General features: G+C 74.5%; 17 protein-coding genes. 11 read left to right on the forward strand and 6 right to left on the reverse strand.

Annotated elements, in window-relative coordinates:
- Positions 1 to 4: 4 nt before the first annotated feature.
- Genes ACZ5D2_RS20150 through amaP form a run of 4 tightly spaced genes read left to right on the forward strand, consistent with a single transcriptional unit; the run spans position 5 to position 1,719 of the window.
- Positions 5 to 202, forward strand: coding sequence for a hypothetical protein (locus tag ACZ5D2_RS20150; RefSeq protein ID WP_266838355.1), 198 nt, complete (start codon positions 5 to 7; stop codon positions 200 to 202).
- Positions 199 to 630 carry an Asp23/Gls24 family envelope stress response protein gene (locus ACZ5D2_RS20155; RefSeq protein WP_371679143.1) on the forward strand — a complete coding sequence of 144 codons (432 nt, stop codon included), beginning with the start codon at positions 199 to 201 and terminating at the stop codon, positions 628 to 630. Before ACZ5D2_RS20150 ends, ACZ5D2_RS20155 begins: the two co-directional genes overlap by 4 nt.
- Positions 528 to 1,157, forward strand: a complete 630-nt coding sequence (locus ACZ5D2_RS20160; protein WP_371679144.1) for a DUF6286 domain-containing protein — start codon at positions 528 to 530, stop codon at positions 1,155 to 1,157. Before ACZ5D2_RS20155 ends, ACZ5D2_RS20160 begins: the two co-directional genes overlap by 103 nt.
- Before the next feature lie 4 nt (positions 1,158 to 1,161).
- The gene (amaP, locus tag ACZ5D2_RS20165) at positions 1,162 to 1,719 is read left to right on the forward strand and encodes an alkaline shock response membrane anchor protein AmaP (RefSeq protein ID WP_371679145.1); all 558 of its coding nucleotides are present in this window, start codon (positions 1,162 to 1,164) and stop codon (positions 1,717 to 1,719) included.
- A 24-nt stretch (positions 1,720 to 1,743) separates the two neighbouring features.
- On the opposite strand, the gene ACZ5D2_RS20170 is transcribed toward amaP, so the two are convergent.
- From ACZ5D2_RS20170 to ACZ5D2_RS20195, 6 genes are all read right to left on the reverse strand, one after another.
- On the reverse strand, positions 1,744 to 2,499 hold the full coding sequence (locus tag ACZ5D2_RS20170) for an SDR family oxidoreductase (protein WP_371679146.1): 756 nt from the start codon (positions 2,497 to 2,499) through the stop codon (positions 1,744 to 1,746).
- Positions 2,500 to 2,509: 10 nt separating this feature from the next.
- The gene (locus ACZ5D2_RS20175) at positions 2,510 to 3,295 is read right to left on the reverse strand and encodes an SURF1 family cytochrome oxidase biogenesis protein (protein ID WP_371679147.1); all 786 of its coding nucleotides are present in this window, start codon (positions 3,293 to 3,295) and stop codon (positions 2,510 to 2,512) included.
- A gap of 80 nt (positions 3,296 to 3,375) precedes the next feature.
- Positions 3,376 to 3,609, reverse strand: a complete 234-nt coding sequence (locus tag ACZ5D2_RS20180) for a hypothetical protein (RefSeq protein WP_078950449.1) — start codon at positions 3,607 to 3,609, stop codon at positions 3,376 to 3,378.
- Between the two features lie 85 nt (positions 3,610 to 3,694).
- Positions 3,695 to 4,672 carry a DEDDh family exonuclease gene (locus tag ACZ5D2_RS20185; protein WP_371679148.1) on the reverse strand — a complete coding sequence of 326 codons (978 nt, stop codon included), beginning with the start codon at positions 4,670 to 4,672 and terminating at the stop codon, positions 3,695 to 3,697.
- Positions 4,673 to 4,721: 49 nt separating this feature from the next.
- Entirely contained in the window at positions 4,722 to 7,358 is a 2,637-nt protein-coding gene (locus ACZ5D2_RS20190) for an MXAN_6230/SCO0854 family RING domain-containing protein (RefSeq protein WP_371679149.1), read from the reverse strand.
- Positions 7,359 to 7,472: 114 nt separating this feature from the next.
- Complete coding sequence (locus ACZ5D2_RS20195) at positions 7,473 to 8,126, reverse strand: TetR/AcrR family transcriptional regulator (RefSeq protein WP_371679150.1); 654 nt, start codon at positions 8,124 to 8,126, stop codon at positions 7,473 to 7,475.
- Positions 8,127 to 8,237: 111 nt separating this feature from the next.
- Between ACZ5D2_RS20195 and ACZ5D2_RS20200 the strand changes: the two genes are divergently transcribed.
- The 7 genes from ACZ5D2_RS20200 to ACZ5D2_RS20230 all read left to right on the forward strand — a co-directional run bounded on the left by ACZ5D2_RS20200 (position 8,238) and on the right by ACZ5D2_RS20230 (position 15,298).
- Positions 8,238 to 9,035, forward strand: coding sequence for an acetoacetate decarboxylase family protein (locus tag ACZ5D2_RS20200; protein ID WP_030233462.1), 798 nt, complete (start codon positions 8,238 to 8,240; stop codon positions 9,033 to 9,035).
- Between the two features lies 1 nt (position 9,036).
- Positions 9,037 to 9,921 (forward strand): SDR family NAD(P)-dependent oxidoreductase, encoded by an 885-nt coding sequence (locus ACZ5D2_RS20205; RefSeq protein WP_371679151.1) that lies wholly within the window; start codon positions 9,037 to 9,039, stop codon positions 9,919 to 9,921.
- A gap of 11 nt (positions 9,922 to 9,932) precedes the next feature.
- Positions 9,933 to 11,216, forward strand: a complete 1,284-nt coding sequence (locus ACZ5D2_RS20210) for an amidohydrolase family protein (RefSeq protein ID WP_371679152.1) — start codon at positions 9,933 to 9,935, stop codon at positions 11,214 to 11,216.
- Entirely contained in the window at positions 11,216 to 12,436 is a 1,221-nt protein-coding gene (locus tag ACZ5D2_RS20215; RefSeq protein WP_371679153.1) for an amidohydrolase family protein, read from the forward strand. The genes ACZ5D2_RS20210 and ACZ5D2_RS20215 overlap by 1 nt, the downstream gene beginning before the upstream one ends.
- Before the next feature lie 186 nt (positions 12,437 to 12,622).
- The gene (locus ACZ5D2_RS20220) at positions 12,623 to 13,522 is read left to right on the forward strand and encodes a sterol desaturase family protein (RefSeq protein WP_468930843.1); all 900 of its coding nucleotides are present in this window, start codon (positions 12,623 to 12,625) and stop codon (positions 13,520 to 13,522) included.
- Positions 13,519 to 14,235 carry a lysoplasmalogenase gene (locus ACZ5D2_RS20225; RefSeq protein WP_371679155.1) on the forward strand — a complete coding sequence of 239 codons (717 nt, stop codon included), beginning with the start codon at positions 13,519 to 13,521 and terminating at the stop codon, positions 14,233 to 14,235. Before ACZ5D2_RS20220 ends, ACZ5D2_RS20225 begins: the two co-directional genes overlap by 4 nt.
- A 19-nt stretch (positions 14,236 to 14,254) precedes the next feature.
- Positions 14,255 to 15,298 carry a zinc-dependent alcohol dehydrogenase family protein gene (locus tag ACZ5D2_RS20230; RefSeq protein ID WP_371679156.1) on the forward strand — a complete coding sequence of 348 codons (1,044 nt, stop codon included), beginning with the start codon at positions 14,255 to 14,257 and terminating at the stop codon, positions 15,296 to 15,298.
- The last annotated feature ends 150 nt before the right edge of the window (positions 15,299 to 15,448 follow it).

Consider the following 15,448-nt stretch of genomic DNA (forward strand, 5'->3'; position numbering starts at 1 on the left):
GCACATGAGCATGGCGGTCGCCGGCCTGCTGGCCGGCATGGCACTCGGCTTCGCCGGCTACTTCGGTGGCTTCGGGGCCTTCCTGCTGGTGGCGGCGCTCGGCGCCGTCGGATTCGTCGTCGGCCGGTTCCTCGACGGGGACCTGGAGGCCGGAGACCTGTTCCGCCCGCGCGGCCGCGACGACCGGCGCGGACCCCGATGAGCGACGATCCGGGCACCCGGCCCGGCCCCGGTCCGGGCACACCGCCGGCCACCCCGCCGGCCACCCCCGCGCCCCGGGCCGTGCCGCCGCGGGTGCCGCCCGCCGAGCGGGGGGCCACCCGCATCGCCGACCGGGTCGTCGCCAAGATCGCCGCCCAGGCCGCCCGGGAGGCCCTCGACGTCCTGCCCGGACAGGCCCCGCACGCGGCGGTCACCGTCCACCACGACATCGCCCGGGTACGGGTCAGCCTGGAGCTGGCCTACCCCTCCGACCTCGCCATCCAGTGCGCGGACGTCCGCCGCCGGGTCGCCCTCCGGATCGAGGAGTGCGCCGGCATGACCGTCCCCGAGGTCGACATCGACATCGAACACCTGCACCCACCGCAGCACCGGCCGGCCTCCGCCGGTCGCGTCCGGCGGCTGCGGTGACGACCCCGCACCGTTTCCGCTCCGCCCGGCGGATCCCCGCCGGGCTCACCGCACTGGCGGTGCTCGCGCTGGCCGGGCTGTTCCTCTACGACCTGGCCGGCGTACGGGCCGGGCGGCCCGCGATGGGCTGGCGCCACGAACTCGCCGGACAACTGGAACGGCACACCCCGGCCGACACCGGGGTACTGGTGGCCGGCGCGCTCCTCGCACTGGCCGGGGCCGTCCTCCTGCTGCTGGCCCTCGCCCCCGGAGTGCGCGGGCTGCTGCCGATGCGGGCCGAGCCGGGCGTGCGGGCGGGGATCCGGCGCAAGGCCGCCGCCCTGGTGCTGCGGGACCGGGCCATGGAGGTCTCCGGGGTGCGGTCGGTCCGGGTGCGCATGGGCCGTGGCCGCGTCGGGATCCGGGCCACCTCGCACTTCCGCGAACTGGACGACGTACGCGCCGACCTCGACGAGGTGCTCGCCGTCGGCATCGAGGAACTGGGCCTCGCGCATCCGCCGCGGCCCCGGGTCAGGGTCAGGAGGTGAGCGGATGCTCGGAGTGGTGAACCGGATCCTGCTGGGGCTGACCGGGCTGGTCCTGCTGGCCGCCGGGGTCTGCCTGCTGACCGGCTCCCGGCCGCTCGGCGGCCGGCACGCCCCCCTGCTCACGGCCGAGGCCCGCCGCCGGTACGGGCACCCCGAGGGCTGGTGGTGGTGGGCGCTCCTCGCCGCCCTGGCGGTGTGCGTCCTGCTCGCGCTGTGGTGGCTGCTGGCGCAGCTGCGGCGCTCCCGCCTCCCGGCGCTGCCCGTGGACACCGGCGACGGGGCGTACGCCCTGCTGCGGGGCCACACGCTGGAAGCGGCGGTGGCAGCCGAGGCGGGAGCGCTCGACGGGGTCGCCGGGTGCAAGGTCGCCCTCCGGGGCCGGCGGGGCTCCCCGGCCCTGCGCATCGCGCTGGAGCTGGAACCCCACGCCGTGCCCGCCGACGCGCTCGCCGGGCTCGCGGGCCCCGTCCTCACGCACGCCCGGACCTCGGCGGGCCTCCCGGAACTGCCCGCGGAGGCCCGCCTGGAGGTCGCCTCCCACCACGCGCGGCGCGTGACCTGACGGGGCGCCCGCCGGGAGCGCGGCTCAGAAACCGTGGCGCGAGCCGCCGTCCACCGGGAGCATCACCCCGGTGAGGTAGGAGGCCGCCGGGGACAGCATGAAGGCCGCCGTCCGCCCGAACTCCTGCGGCGTTCCGTACCGCCGCAGCGGGATCCGGGACTCGTTCCCCGCGCGGGCGGCGTCCACGTCCCCGGACAGCGCGTCCAGCTCACGGACCCGGTCGGTGTCGATCCGGGCCGGCAGCAGCCCGACCACACGGATCCCGCGCGGGCCCAGTTCCACCGACAGGGACTTCGCGAAGCCCGCGAGCCCGGGGCGCAGGCCGTTCGAGATGGTCAGGCCGGGGATCGGTTCGTGGACGGAGCCCGACAGCACGAAACCGACGACCCCGCCCTCGCCCAGGGCCTCCGCCGCCGCGCGGGCGAGGCGGACCGCGCCCAGGAAGACCGACTCGAAGGCCGTCGTCCACTGCTCGTCGGTGTTGTCCGCCGCACTGCCGGCCGGCGGTCCGCCGACGCTGATGAGGATGCCGTCGAAGCGGCCGAAGCGTTCCCTCGCGGTGGCCACCAGCCGGGCCGCCGACTCCGGGTCGGAATTGTCCGCCGCCAGGCCCAGCGCGTTCGGGCCGAGTTCGGCCGCGGCGTCCGCCGCCCGCTTCTCGTCCCGGCCGGTCAGTACGACCTTCGCCCCGTCGGCGGTCAGTTCCCGCGCGGAGGCGAAGCCGAGCCCGCGGGTGGCTCCGGTGACGATGTAGACACGGTCCTTCAGTCCAAGATCCATGCGGGTCACGCTACGCCGAAGCGGGCTCCAGTGGCACGGCCTTCGCCGCGGCCTCCTCGCGGTCGCGCTTCTCCCGGCGCACCAGGACCACCCAGCCCACCGGTACCGCCGCCGCGAACAGCCACCACTGGACCGCGTACGCCATGTGCGGGCCGATCGAGTCGTGATCGGGCTCGGCCACCGCCTCCGGGCTGCCGCCCGGCGGGAGCGGGGCGGTGAGTTCCAGGTAGCCGCCGAGGACGGGCCGGCCCTGGGCGGCCGCCTGCTGCCCGCTGTCGATCAGCATCACCTGGCGGTCGGGCAGGCCCTTGCGGTCCTTGATCCCGCTGTCGCCGCTGGTCTCGTCGGCCTTCAGCCGCCCGGTGACCGTGACCTCGCCCGCGGGCGCGGCCGGCACCGGCGGATAGGCGCGCGGGTCGTCGCCGCCCGCGACCCAGCCGCGGTTGACCAGCACCACCCGGCCGTCGGCCAGCACCAGCGGGGTGACGACCTGGAAACCGACCTTGTCGTCGTTGGAGGTGCGCATCCGCACGACCACCTCGCGCGCCGGGTCGTAGGTGCCGGTGGCGGTGACGGCGCGCCAGTAGTCGGCCCTCGGGACGGTGTGGCCGGGCGAGGTGACCTCGGTGATCGGCACCGGCTTCCCGTACAGGTTCTTCGCGATCAGCTCGTTCTGCGCGACGCGGTGCTCGTGGCGGTGGAACTGCCAGAACCCCAGCTTGATCATCGCGGGGATGAGGACGAGGGCGATGAGGGTGAGGCACACCCACTGCCGGGTCAGGACGAAGCGGTACACGCCCACGACGGTACCCGCAGCGACGGGGACCCCGGCGGCCGGGTGGCCGTCCGGGGTCGGGACGACGGGGGAAGCGGGGGTCAGACGCGGTCGGTGATGCCCACCTTCCCCTCCGCGCGGGCGCAGTGCGCGCCGCAGAACCACTGCCCCTGGACCTCGACGCCCTGCCCGATGATCTGGACCCGGCAGTGCTCGCAGATGGGCGCCATGCGGTGGATGGCGCAGGAGAAGCAGTCGAAGACGTGCACCGCGCCCTGCGCGTGCACCTCGAAGGACATGCCGTAATCGTTTCCGCAGACCTCACAACGTGCCATGCGCCGCATGCTGCGCACGACGGACGGCCGGAACAAGATCAACCGGGGTGAGTCGCGGCCCCTGCACCCGGCCGGAGCAACGCCCCTAACACTCCGGCGCGGGCGCCACGTCGCGCAGCAGCTGGGTGAAGGCCGCCTCGTCCACCACCGGGGTGCCGAAGGCCTTCGCCTTGACCGTCTTCGAGGTCGCCGAGTCGGGGTCGTTGGTCACCAGGAGGCTGGTGAGCCGCGACACGCTCGTCGCGACGTGCAGGCCGGCCTCCACCGCCCGGTCCTCCAGCAGCTCCCGGTCCACCGAGGTGTCACCGGAGAACGCGACCCGCATGCCCTGCTTGAGCGGCGTGCCGTCCTCGAAGCGCCCCGGGTTGGGGTACGGGCACGGCGGCCGCTTGCGCGAGGCCCGCCAGGTGCCGGAGCCGCCGTACGAGGCCTGGTAGCCGATCCGGGGCGTGGCGGGGGAGTCCGACCACTCCGTCAGCGCGCGGCACTCCAGCAGGGGCAGCCGTACGCCGCCCCGCGCGGCCGTGTGCAGCGACGGACGGAAGGCCTCCGCCAGCACCCGGGCGTCGTCGAGCGCGTGGTGGGCGCGCTGCTGGACCACGCCGTAGTGCGCGGCGAGCGACTCCAGCTTGTGGTTGGGCAGCGGCAGGGCCAGTTCCTTCGACAGGGCGATGGTGCACAGCCGCTGGCTCACCGGGGCGGTGCGGGCGGCCCGCGCGTACTCCCGGGCGATCATCTGCCAGTCGAAGATGGCGTTGTGCGCGACGAGCACCCGGTCCGCGAGCCGCTCCGCGAACTCCTCGGCGATGTCCTCGAAGAGGGGCGCGTCGGCGAGCATCTCGCTGGTGAGCCCGTGGATCCAGACCGGACCCGGGTCCCGGCGCGGGTTGACCAGGGTGTACCAGTGGTCCTCCACCTCGCCCCGCGCGTCGAGGCGGTAGACGGCGGCGGACACGATCCGGTCGTCACGAGCGAGCCCGGTGGTCTCCACGTCGACGACCGCGTACCCCTTGGGGTACGCGGTCGGCCACGTCGTGTCTGCGGTCGTACGGTCGTCGAGCATGGTCACAGAGGATATCGGCCCCGACCGACAGCCGTGGCCCGATGGCCCTTCAGCACAGCTCCGCCACGAGGTCCGCCGCGCTCACCGGGGTGAGGGATCCCGCCACTTCGCCGGGCCCCGGGAAGAGGCGGTACGCGGTCCCCGAAGCCCCGCGCGGGGCCGGGACCGCGTGCACGGTCGCGAGGAAGACCCGCTTTCCGGCGGCCAGTTCACCGGCGGCCGCGTCGGCATCGGCGGGCTCCCGCCGTTCCTGGGGCTCCTCCAGCGCGGCGACCCGGGCGGCGAATCCGGCCACCGTTTCCCCGGCCCCGGCCCGGTAGAGCCACAGTTCGTCGGGAAGGACGGGATGCGGTGCCCGGCGCACGACCGCCACCTCGCGGGAGCGGGCCGCCGCCCGCCACACCGCCAGGTCCCACAGGGTCGTACGGGTGCCCGAGCCGAAGTGCTCCCACACGTCGCGGGCCACGGACGCCAGCCGGTCCCCGTGCGAACGCACGCTCTGGAAACCGCCGGACGGGGGCAGGTGCACGTCGGCCCACAGCGCCCGCCGGGCGGCCAGGTCCACCACCATCGGCATGCAGACCCGCGACCGTCCGGCCAGGTCGAAGCGCTGGCGCACGGTGCGCGGATCGTAGGAGGCGTCCCTGGGGCCGTCGGCCGGCAGGCCCATGAAGCCCGCGAAGGCGTCCGGCAGTGTGTCGAAGGGCACGTTGTTGTAGCTCAGGACCAGGGGGACGGCGTAGCGGTCCCCGTTGCGGGCGAGGGCGGCCGGGTCCAGGTCCACGTACTCGGTGGCGCCGAGCGGCGCGGGCGCCGAGGTGAGGTCGCCCGAGTGGGTGGCGGTGCCGCGCGGGCCGTGGCGCAGCGAGGTGTAGTCGCACAGGCCCGTGAACCGCCACTCGGCGTCGAAGAAGGCGACCGACAGGTCCAGGTCGGTGATCTGGCCCTCGGGCTCGGTCCAGTGCAGGAACAGCCGCAGCACCTCGTCCTCCGGCAGCCGCTGCACGCTGCCGCGCGGGACGGCGACCAGGGCCCTGGCGGTGGTGCGCTCGCCGAAGGGCACGGTCAGCTCGGCGAGCCCGGAGTCGAGGACGGCCAGCTCGTACGGGTCCCCCGGCGCGGCGCCGAACCGGCGCAGCACCTCGGCCTCCAGCCGGGCCGTGACCTCCTCGACGAGGGGTGCGGGCAGCGGCGCCCGCTCCTCCCACGCCACCTGGGCGCGGGCGACCCGGCCGTTCGGGAAGAACACCCGGCGGCCGCCGCCGCGGTCCTCGGCCCGGGGCCGCAGCGCGCCGAGCGCGGACAGCAGCGGGCCCGGCGCGACGGCGGGCAGCGCGCGCGCCAGCGCGCGCCGCAGCTCAGGCAGCGGCTCGGCGCCCGGGTGCAGCCGCAGCAGGTGGTCGAGGCGGCGTACGAGCTCGCCCGGGCGCTGCCCGGCGAGTACGACGGCGCCCGCGGCGTCCCCCGAGGCGAGGGCCCGCTCCAGCCGGCCGGCCCAGGTGGCGGGCAGGATCCGGTCCCCGGCGACCCGCACGGCCTCGGGGTGCGCGGCGGCCGACTCCAGCAGGGCGGTGCCGAAGGCGGTCGCCGGGGACACGGTGGTGCCCCGCAGCGCGGCGAAGGCGAGCGCGGCGCGCGGGTGCCGGGCGTGCCGCTCGAAGGGGTGCAGGCTCTCGGCGGCACGCTTCCAGGCCACCGGATGCCGCAGCAGGTCCTCGACCAGGTACTGCGGGTTCAACGCGTCGAGCACCGCGAGGAGTTCCCGGCGCAGCGGCCGGGCGAGCGTGGCGAACCGGGGCGCCGGCAGCAGCCCGGCCTCCCCGCCCGACAGCACGGCCAGCAGGCGCAGCACGTCGGTGGCGGTGGTCAGGTGCCGCAGCAGCGGGGCCCGGTCGCCGGCTCCGGGCAGCAGGGCGGCGAGCACCAGTGCCCTGGTCTCCCGTACGGGGATCTCCGCGGGCAGCCAGCCGGGGTCCGCTGGGGCGGCCGCCAGCAGGACGGCCAGGTCCTCGCGGTCCTGCGGGGAGAGCGGGGTCCGGCGGGCGACCAGGGACCGGACCTCGGCGAAGGCGTCCGCCCCGGCGTCGGCGCCCAGGCGCAGCAGCCGCAGCGGGCCGATCGGCGCCGCCTTGAGCGGGGTGCGCGGGGCGGTGCGCAGGAAGGGGTCGGCGGGGTCGACGCGGCGGTGGCAGACGGGGCAGCCCGCGTAGTCGGCGCCGTCCCAGCACAGGCGGCACACCAGGTGGGCGCAGGGGGCCACGGGGTGGACGGTGCCGCTCTCGCCGCACAGCACGCAGGGCTGGGCGGGCTGCTGCGCGAGGAAGCTGAAGACCCTGGCCACGTAGAGCCGGTCGGTGTCGCGGGTGACCGAGAACGGGAAACGGCGGAAGAGCGGCACGTGCGTGCGGTCGGAGCCGAGCAGCTCGTCGGCGAGGGCGTTCAGCCGGGCCCCGGCGGCGGCCAGTTCGGCGGGGCCGAGCGCGTTCAGGGCCGCGTACAGCTGCGGGGTCGGGGCCTGGCCCCGGTCGAGGAGGTCGGTCTCCACGCGCCGGAGGCCCGGGGCCGGGGCGGGGGCCGCTGCCGGGGTCCGCTCCGGAGTCCGCTCCGGGGTCCCTTCCGGGCCGGGCACGTGGTCGACGTAGACGGTCTGAAGCCGGCGCAGCAGCACGGACTCGATGGTGGACACGCGTGATTTCCCCTCCGCGAACGACAAAGCGGGGGCGGAGAGTGGGCGCGCGGGTTCGTCGTAGAAGGAGAGAAGGATGCACGCCGCGGAGCCGCCCCCGCGTCATGGATCCCATCACGGGCCCGGGCGGCCGGGCAAACCCTTAATCCCCGGCGGCGCGAGCAGGGCCTCGGTCAGGGCCCGCACCGACAGCAGGAACAGCCGTTCCGGGTCGGCCGGGCGGGACAGGGCGCGGGCGAGGGCCGGGTCGTCGGGGGCCGCGGCGGGGTCCCAGAGGTCGCCCTCGGCGGGGGACTGGGCGGGGGAGCGTTCACGGTTGCGCTCGACGAGCAGGAAGCCGACGATCTGGAACTGGATCGCGCGCACGGCGTCGGCGGCCCGGGCGCCGCGCAGCCCGGCGGCGTGCACCTCGTGGACCAGGGCCTGCTGGGCGGGCAGGAACATCCGCTCGGTGAGGCCGCGCTCGTGGACCATCGCGATCAGGTGCGGGCGCCCGCGCAGTTCGCGGCGCAGGATCCGGGCCACCGACAGGATCCGGTCGGCCGGGGTGCGGCCGACGGGGCGGACGGCGCCCATCTCCTGGACGGTGCGTTCCACGAGGGCGTCGAGCAGGGACTCGCGGTTGCCGACGTGCCAGTAGATGGAGGTCACCGCCGTGCCCAGGTCGGCGGCGAGCCCGCGCATGGTCAGGGCCGCCGGACCGTGCCGTCTGACCAGCGCGGCGGCCGCTCCCAGTACCTCCTCACGGGTCAGCGGGTTCCTCGCCATGGGCCGTCCGCCAATCTGTCGATCCGTCAGTTTCGGTACGTGCGGGGGTCTTTACCCTTCATCGGCGGCGGTGTAACTGTGTTACAGACCGACCGAAGGAGGGTGCGATTCATGGCACGCGTACGGTACGGAGCGCGCACCGAGGCCGAGATCGCGGCGTCGCGCGAGAAGAGTTCGAAGCTCCCCGACATCTGGTCCACCGGGGTCGTGGCCGTCTGGGAGAGCGATCCGGACGTGGTGGCGGCCGTCCTGCCGCCCCCGCTCAAGCCCGCCGAGCGGCCCCTGGTGCGGGCCAACATCAGCAAGGTCGACCTCCCGGGCTACCCGCTCGGCGCCGGCTCGGTGGCCGTCGCCGCCCGGCACGGCGGCGTCGAGGGCTGGTACCCGCTGGTCATGCCGATGACGCACGAGCGCGCCCTGACCGGTGGCCGCGAGGTGTTCGGCGAGCCCAAGAAGCTGGGCGAGGTGACCGTCGAACGCGAGGGTCTGGTCGTGCGGGCCGCCCTCGCCCGGCACGGGATCGCCTTCGTCGAGGTGCGCGGGGCGGTGGACCGCCCGCTGCCGCTGCCCGAGCCCGTCCTGAAGACCGATTTCTACTTCAAGTTCCTCCCCGCGGTGGACGGTTCGGGCTTCGAGTCCGACCCGGTGCTCGTCCACTGCACGCGCAACGAGAAGGTCCGCAAGCTGGAGCACATCACCGGTGACGTGGTGCTCCGCGAGTCGATGTACGACCCCGTGGCCGATCTCCCCGTACGCCGCGTCGTCGAGATCACCATCGGCGAGAAGACCACCGACCAGAAGGGCCGGGCCGTCGAGCGCGTCAGCGCCCAGGCCCTGCTCCCGTACGTCCACCAGCGCTACGACGACCCGATGCAGATCCTCGACGGACCGCCCGAGGGGAGCGTCTGAGATGCGCCTCGAACCGGGACAGGTGGCCGTCGTCACCGGCGCCGCGAGCGGCATCGGCCTGGCCATGGCCCGCCGCTTCGCCGCCGAGGGACTGAAGGTGGTCCTCGCCGACGTGGAGGAGGGCGCCCTGCACGGGGCCGCCGGGGAGCTGGCCGCCGAGGGGGCCGAGGTCCTGGCCCGCGTCGTCGACGTCAGCGACCGCGACTCCGTGCTCTCCCTGGCCGACGCCGCCTACGACGCCTTCGGCGCAGTCCACGTGCTGTGCAACAACGCGGGCGTCGGCTCGGGCGCCGAGGGCCGGATGTGGGAGCACGAGCCCAACGACTGGAAGTGGGCCTTCTCCGTCAACGTCTGGGGCGTCTTCCACGGCATCCAGGCCTTCGTCCCCCGCATGATCGAGGCCGGCGGCCCCGGGCACGTCGTCAACACCTCCTCCGGCGACGGCGGCATCGCCCCCCTGCCCACCGCCTCCGTCTACGCCGTCACCAAGGCGGCCGTGGTCACCATGACCGAGTCCCTGTACGCCCACCTCAGGGCGGAGGGCGCGGCCGTCGGCGCCTCCGTCCTCTTCCCCGGACCGCACATGCTGCGCACGGGCCTGTGGGAGTCCCACCGCAACCGGCCCGAGCGCTACGCGAAGCAGCGGCCTCGCCGGACCCCGTACCGCAGCCTCGACCAGTACGAGGCCGCGATGAAACAGGCCGGCCACGAGGTGGCCTTCACCCCCGTCGAGGAGGTCGCCGAGCACGTCGTCGACGGCATCCGCGCCGACCGGTTCTGGATGCTCCCGGCGAGCGAGCACAGCGACCGGCAGATCCGCGCCCGCTCGCGGTCGATGCTCGACCGCGCCAACCCCGCCTACCTGGAAAGCTTCATCCTCGACTGAGGGGCCGTGCAGTGAACGCGTACGAAGACCCGTACCTGATCATCTCCTCCGACTGCCACGCGGGCCTGCCGACCGAGCGGTACCGCCCTTACCTCGACTCCCGCTTCCACCCTCGGTTCGACGAGTTCCTCGGCCAGCGCGACGCCCGCCGCGAGGAGGCCACCCGCCTGGGGGTCCGCAACGAGGCCTTCGCCCAGAAGTGGTTCCACGACCACGAGGAGGGCCTCAAGGGCGGGTGGGACGCCGGCCAACGGCTCAAGGAACTCGACGGTGACGGAGTCGCCGCCGAGGTGGTCTTCCCCGATGCCGACGCGGTCGACAGCCAGACCGCCGCCCCCTTCGGCGTCGGCCTCGGCCTCTCCGGCGACCAGGACCCCGAGCTGGGCATGGCGGGGGCGCAGGCGCACAACCGCTGGCTGGCGGAGTTCGTGTCGCAGAACCCCGAACGCCACTGCGGGGTCGCCCTGCTGCCCGTCACCGCGGAGCCCGCCAAGGTGGTGGCCGAGGTCCACCGGGCCAAGGAGTCCGGACTCGGCGCCCTGATGATCCCGTCCATGTGGGTGGACAAGGCGCCCTACCACGACCGCCGTTACGACCCCGTGTGGGCGGCGGCCGCCGAGACCGCGATGCCGATCGTCACCCACTCGGGGGCCGCGCCCCGCCACGAGTACGGGAACCACCTCGGCATCTACGTCTCCGAGGTCACCTGGTGGCCGGCCCGCCCGCTGTGGTTCCTGCTCTGGTCCGGGGTCTTCGAGCGCCACCCGGGCCTGAGGTTCGGCATCGCCGAGTCGGGCTGCTGGTGGCTGCCGAACCAGCTCTGGTTCATGGACCGGCTCTACCTCGGGGCGCACGGGGGCAAGAAGCTCTCCCCGTTCGCGGAGCTGAAGCGCCCGCCGAGCGAGTACCTGGACCGCCAGGTGTTCATCTGCGCCACGAACACCAAGCGGCGCGAACTCGCCCAGCGCTACGAGATCGGCGTGGACAACATCCTGTGGGGCTCGGACTTCCCGCACCCCGAGGGCACCTGGCCCGACACCCGCAACTGGCTGCGCAACACCTTCCACGACATCCCGGTGGCCGAGACCCGCCGGATGCTGGGTCTGGCCGCGGCCGAGGTCTTCGGCTTCGACACCGCGAAGCTCGCCCCGGTCGCCCGCCGGATCGGCCCCACCCCGGACGGGCTCGGGCAGTCCCCGGACCAGGCGGCGGTGGAGGCCTCCTGGGCCCGCTCCCGCGAGACGGGCCGGCACTGGCTGACCGGCGGCGACTTCCCGGTCCTGGGGGTCTCCTGATGGCCGGGGACCGCTACACGGTCGTCTCGGCCGACTGCCATGCGGGCGCCGACCTGCCGGACTACCGGCCGTACCTGGCCAAGCGGCACCACGACGCCTTCGACGCCTGGGCCGCCGGCTACGTCAACCCGTACGAGGACCTCCTCGCCGACACCGCCGACCGCAACTGGAACTCGGCCCGCCGGCTGGCCGAACTCGAAGCGGACGGCATCGTCGCGGAGGTCCTCTTCCCGAACACCATCCCGCCGTTCTTCCCCGCGGCCTCCCTGATGACGCAGCCGCCCACGGCCGCGGAGTACGAGCTGCGCTGGGCGGGCCTGCAGGCGCACAACCGCTGGCTGGCCGACTTCTGCGCGGACGCGCCGGGCCGGCGGGCCGGGGTGGCGCAGATCCTGCTCAACGACGTGGACGAGGCGGTCCGGGAGATCCGCCGCACCCGGGAGGCGGGCCTGACGGGCGGCATCCTCCTGCCCGGAGTCCCCCCGGGCTCACCCGTCCCGGAGCTCTACTCCGCCGTCTACGACCCGATCTGGGCCGTCTGCGCGGAACTCGACGTCCCCGTCAACCACCACGGCGGCTCGGCCTCGCCCCCGCTCGGGGACGAACCGGCGGCCCGCGCCGTCTTCATGGTGGAGACCACCTGGTTCTCCCACCGCGCCCTGTGGCACCTGATCTTCGGCGGGGCCTTCCGCCGCCACCCCGGCCTGAAGCTGGTCCTGACCGAGCAGGGCTCGGGCTGGATCCCGGGCGTCCTGGAGATGCTGGACTACTACCACGGCCGCCTCGTCACGGCCTCGGCCACGGCGGAGGCCAAGTTCGGGGCGGGCCTGGCCGACGGCATGGGCCGGGGCCCCAGCGAGGTCTGGCGGGACAACTGCTTCGTGGGGGCGAGCTTCATGCGCCCCCACGAGGTCCCGCTGCGGGACCGGATCGGCCTCGACAAGATCATGTGGGGCAGCGACTACCCCCACGACGAGGGCACCACCCCCTTCTCCCGGGAGGGCCTGCGCATCGCGTACGCGGGCCTGCCGAGGGAGGAGGTCGCGGCGATGGTCGGCGGCAACGCCGCCCGCGTCTACGGCTTCGACCTCCCCCTCCTGGACGCCCTGGCCGCCGAACACGGCCCCCTGGTCTCGGAGATCGCCGAACCCCTGACCCACATCCCGGCCGAGGCCACCAGCCCGGCCTTCGCCCGGGGCGCCTCGGTACGCGTCTGGTGACAGCGCCCGGGCGCGGTGACAGCGCCCGGGCGCCCGCCGGAGCGGCTCACGGCAGCCGCGTGAGCCGCTCCGGCGGGGTCGTGCCCGAAGCCCGGACCGCGGTGGGGGTACCGCCGGTAACTTCGTCGGATACCGATCGGTAACAACCTCTAGCGGAGCCCCCTGGGGCGCCTCTATGGTGCGGGCATGCCGAACCTGCCCGATGTCGTGCTGTGGTCCATACCCGCGTTCGTCCTGCTCACCGTCGTCGAGGTGGTGAGCTACCGGCTGCATCCCGACGAGGACGCCGCCGGGTACGACGCCAAGGACGCGGTCACGAGCGTCACCATGGGCATCGGCAGCATCGGCTTCGACCTGCTCTGGAAGGTCCCGGTCGTCGCCGTCTTCACGGCCGTCTACGAACTGACCCCGCTGCGCGTGCCGTTCCTGTGGTGGACCGCCCTGCTGATGCTGCTCGTGCAGGACTTCCTCTACTACTGGCAGCACCGGCTGCACCACGTCATCCGCATCCTGTGGGCCTGCCACGTGGTCCACCACAGCAGCCGCAGGTTCAACCTCACCACCGCCCTGCGCCAGCCCTGGACCAGTGCCACCACCTGGTGGTTCTACCTGCCCATGGTCGCCCTCGGCGTGCACCCGGCCGCGATCCCCTTCTGCTACGGGATCAACCTCCTCTACCAGTTCTGGGTCCACACCGAGCGCATCGGGAAGCTGCCGCGGGCGTACGAGTACGTCTTCAACACCCCCTCGCACCACCGCGTACACCACGCCTCCCAGGGCGGCTACCTCGACCGCAACTTCGGCGGCATCCTTATCGTCTGGGACCGGATGTTCGGGTCCTGGGTCGGGGAGACCGAGCGGCCCGTCTACGGGCTGACCAAGAACATCGGCACCCACAACCCGCTGCGCGTGGCCACCCACGAGTACGCCGCCATCGCCCGCGACGTGCGTGCCGCCGACAACTGGCGCGAGCGCGCCGGGCGGGTCTTCCGCGGGCCGGGCTGGCAGCCCGTCGCCGAGCGGGCGCCCGGGGCGGGCGGCGCGCCCGCCGCCGCGCCGGAGCCGGAGCCGGAGCGCGCCGCGTGAGTGCCACCGGGTCCCGTACGCCGTCCTGGGCGGCCCGCCGCGCGGGCGCCGGGCCCCGGCCCGCGGCCGGCGCCGCCGGGCGGGCGCTGCTCGTCGGCTTCGGCGTGGCCGCCGCCGTGGACCTCGGCGCGCTGCTGGCCGGCTGGCACCTCGGGCACGTGATCGCCAAGCCGCTGCTGATGCCGCTGCTGGTGGCCCACGTCGTCACCCGCCGCGCCCCCCGCCTGCTGATCGCCGCCCTGCTGTTCGGCTGGGGCGGCGACCTCGCCCTGCTCTTCGACGCCGAGCCCGCCTTCCTCGTCGGCATGGGCTCCTTCGCCGCCGGGCACGTCTGCTACCTCGTGCTCTTCGGCCGCGGCCGGACGAGCCCCGCGCTCGGGGGCGCGTACGCCCTCGCGCTCGTCGGGACCGTCGCGCTGCTCTGGGGGGACCTGCCGGCCGGCCTGCGCGTCCCCGTCGCCGGGTACAGCCTGCTGCTCACCGCCATGGCCTACCGCTCCAGCGCGCCGGGCCGTACCGCGGGCATCGGCGGCGCGCTGTTCCTGCTCTCCGACACCCTCATCGCGACCGGCGTCGCCGAGTGGCCCCAGCCGCCCCGCCCCGACTTCTGGATCATGGCCACCTACCTGGTGGCCCAGTACCTGCTGGCCGTGGGCACGACCGCACCGGCGCAGGCGTACCGTAGGGAAGTCATACAAGACTCAACCAACTGATCCGGAGGGCTGCACCACCATGCGCGCCACCGTCATCCACGCCCCGCACGACATCCGCGTGGAGGAGGTGCCCGACGCTGCGATCCAGCGCCCCGAGGACGCCGTCGTCCGCGTCCTGCGTGCCTGCATCTGCGGCAGCGACCTCTGGGCCTACCGCGGCGAGGCCGAGCGCCAGCCCGGCCAGCGGATCGGGCACGAGTTCCTCGGCGTCGTCGAGGAGACCGGCTCCGCCGTCTCCGGCCTGCGCGCCGGGGACCTGGTCGTGGCCCCCTTCATGTGGTCCGACGGCACCTGCGACTACTGCTCCGAAGGCCTGTACACCTCCTGCGTGCACGGCGGCTTCTGGGGCTCGGTCGGCCACGACGGCGGCCAGGGCGAGGCCGTCCGGGTCCCGCACGCCGAGGGCACCCTGGTGAAGCTGCCGGCCGAGGCCGTCTCCGACGACCACCTGCTGACCGGCCTGCTGGCGCTCTCCGACGTCATGGGCACCGGCCACCACGCCGCCCTGGGCGCGGGGGTCCGCAAGGGCTCCACCGTCGCCGTGGTCGGCGACGGCGCGGTCGGGCTGTGCGGCGTCCTGGCCGCCAAGCGGCTCGGCGCCGAGCGGATCATCGCCCTCGGCCGGCACACCGTCCGTACCGACATAGCCAGGCTCTTCGGAGCCACCGACGTGGTCGCCGAGCGCGGCGAGGCCGCCGAGGCGGCCGTCCGCGAGCTGACGGGCGGGCAGGGCGCGCACTCCGTCATCGAGGCGGTCGGCACCGAGCAGTCCATGCGGACCGCCGTGAACATCACCCGCGACGGCGGCGCCGTCGGCTACGTCGGCGTGCCGCACGGCAGCGGCACCGGCCTCGACCTGGGCGTGATGTTCGACCGCAACATCTCGCTGCGCGGCGGTGTGGCGCCGGTCCGCGCGTACATCCCGGAGCTGCTGGAGGACGTGCTGAGCGGGGCCATCGACCCGGCGCCGGTCTTCGACCGCGCCGTGTCCCTGGACGAGGTCCCGGACGGCTACCGCGCGATGGACGACCGCAGCGCCCTCAAGGTCCTGATCAAGCCCTGAAGGTCCTGATCACGCCCTGACGCGCGGGTGCGGGGGGGGGGGGGGGGGGGGGGGGGGGGGGGGGGGGGGAGAGGGGGAGGGGGGGGGGGGGGGGAAGGAAGGGGGGGGGGGGGGGGGGTGTTGGGCCCCCACGAAGAAACAGAGAAAAAA

It is taken from the genome of Streptomyces sp. NPDC031479, assembly GCF_055581065.1.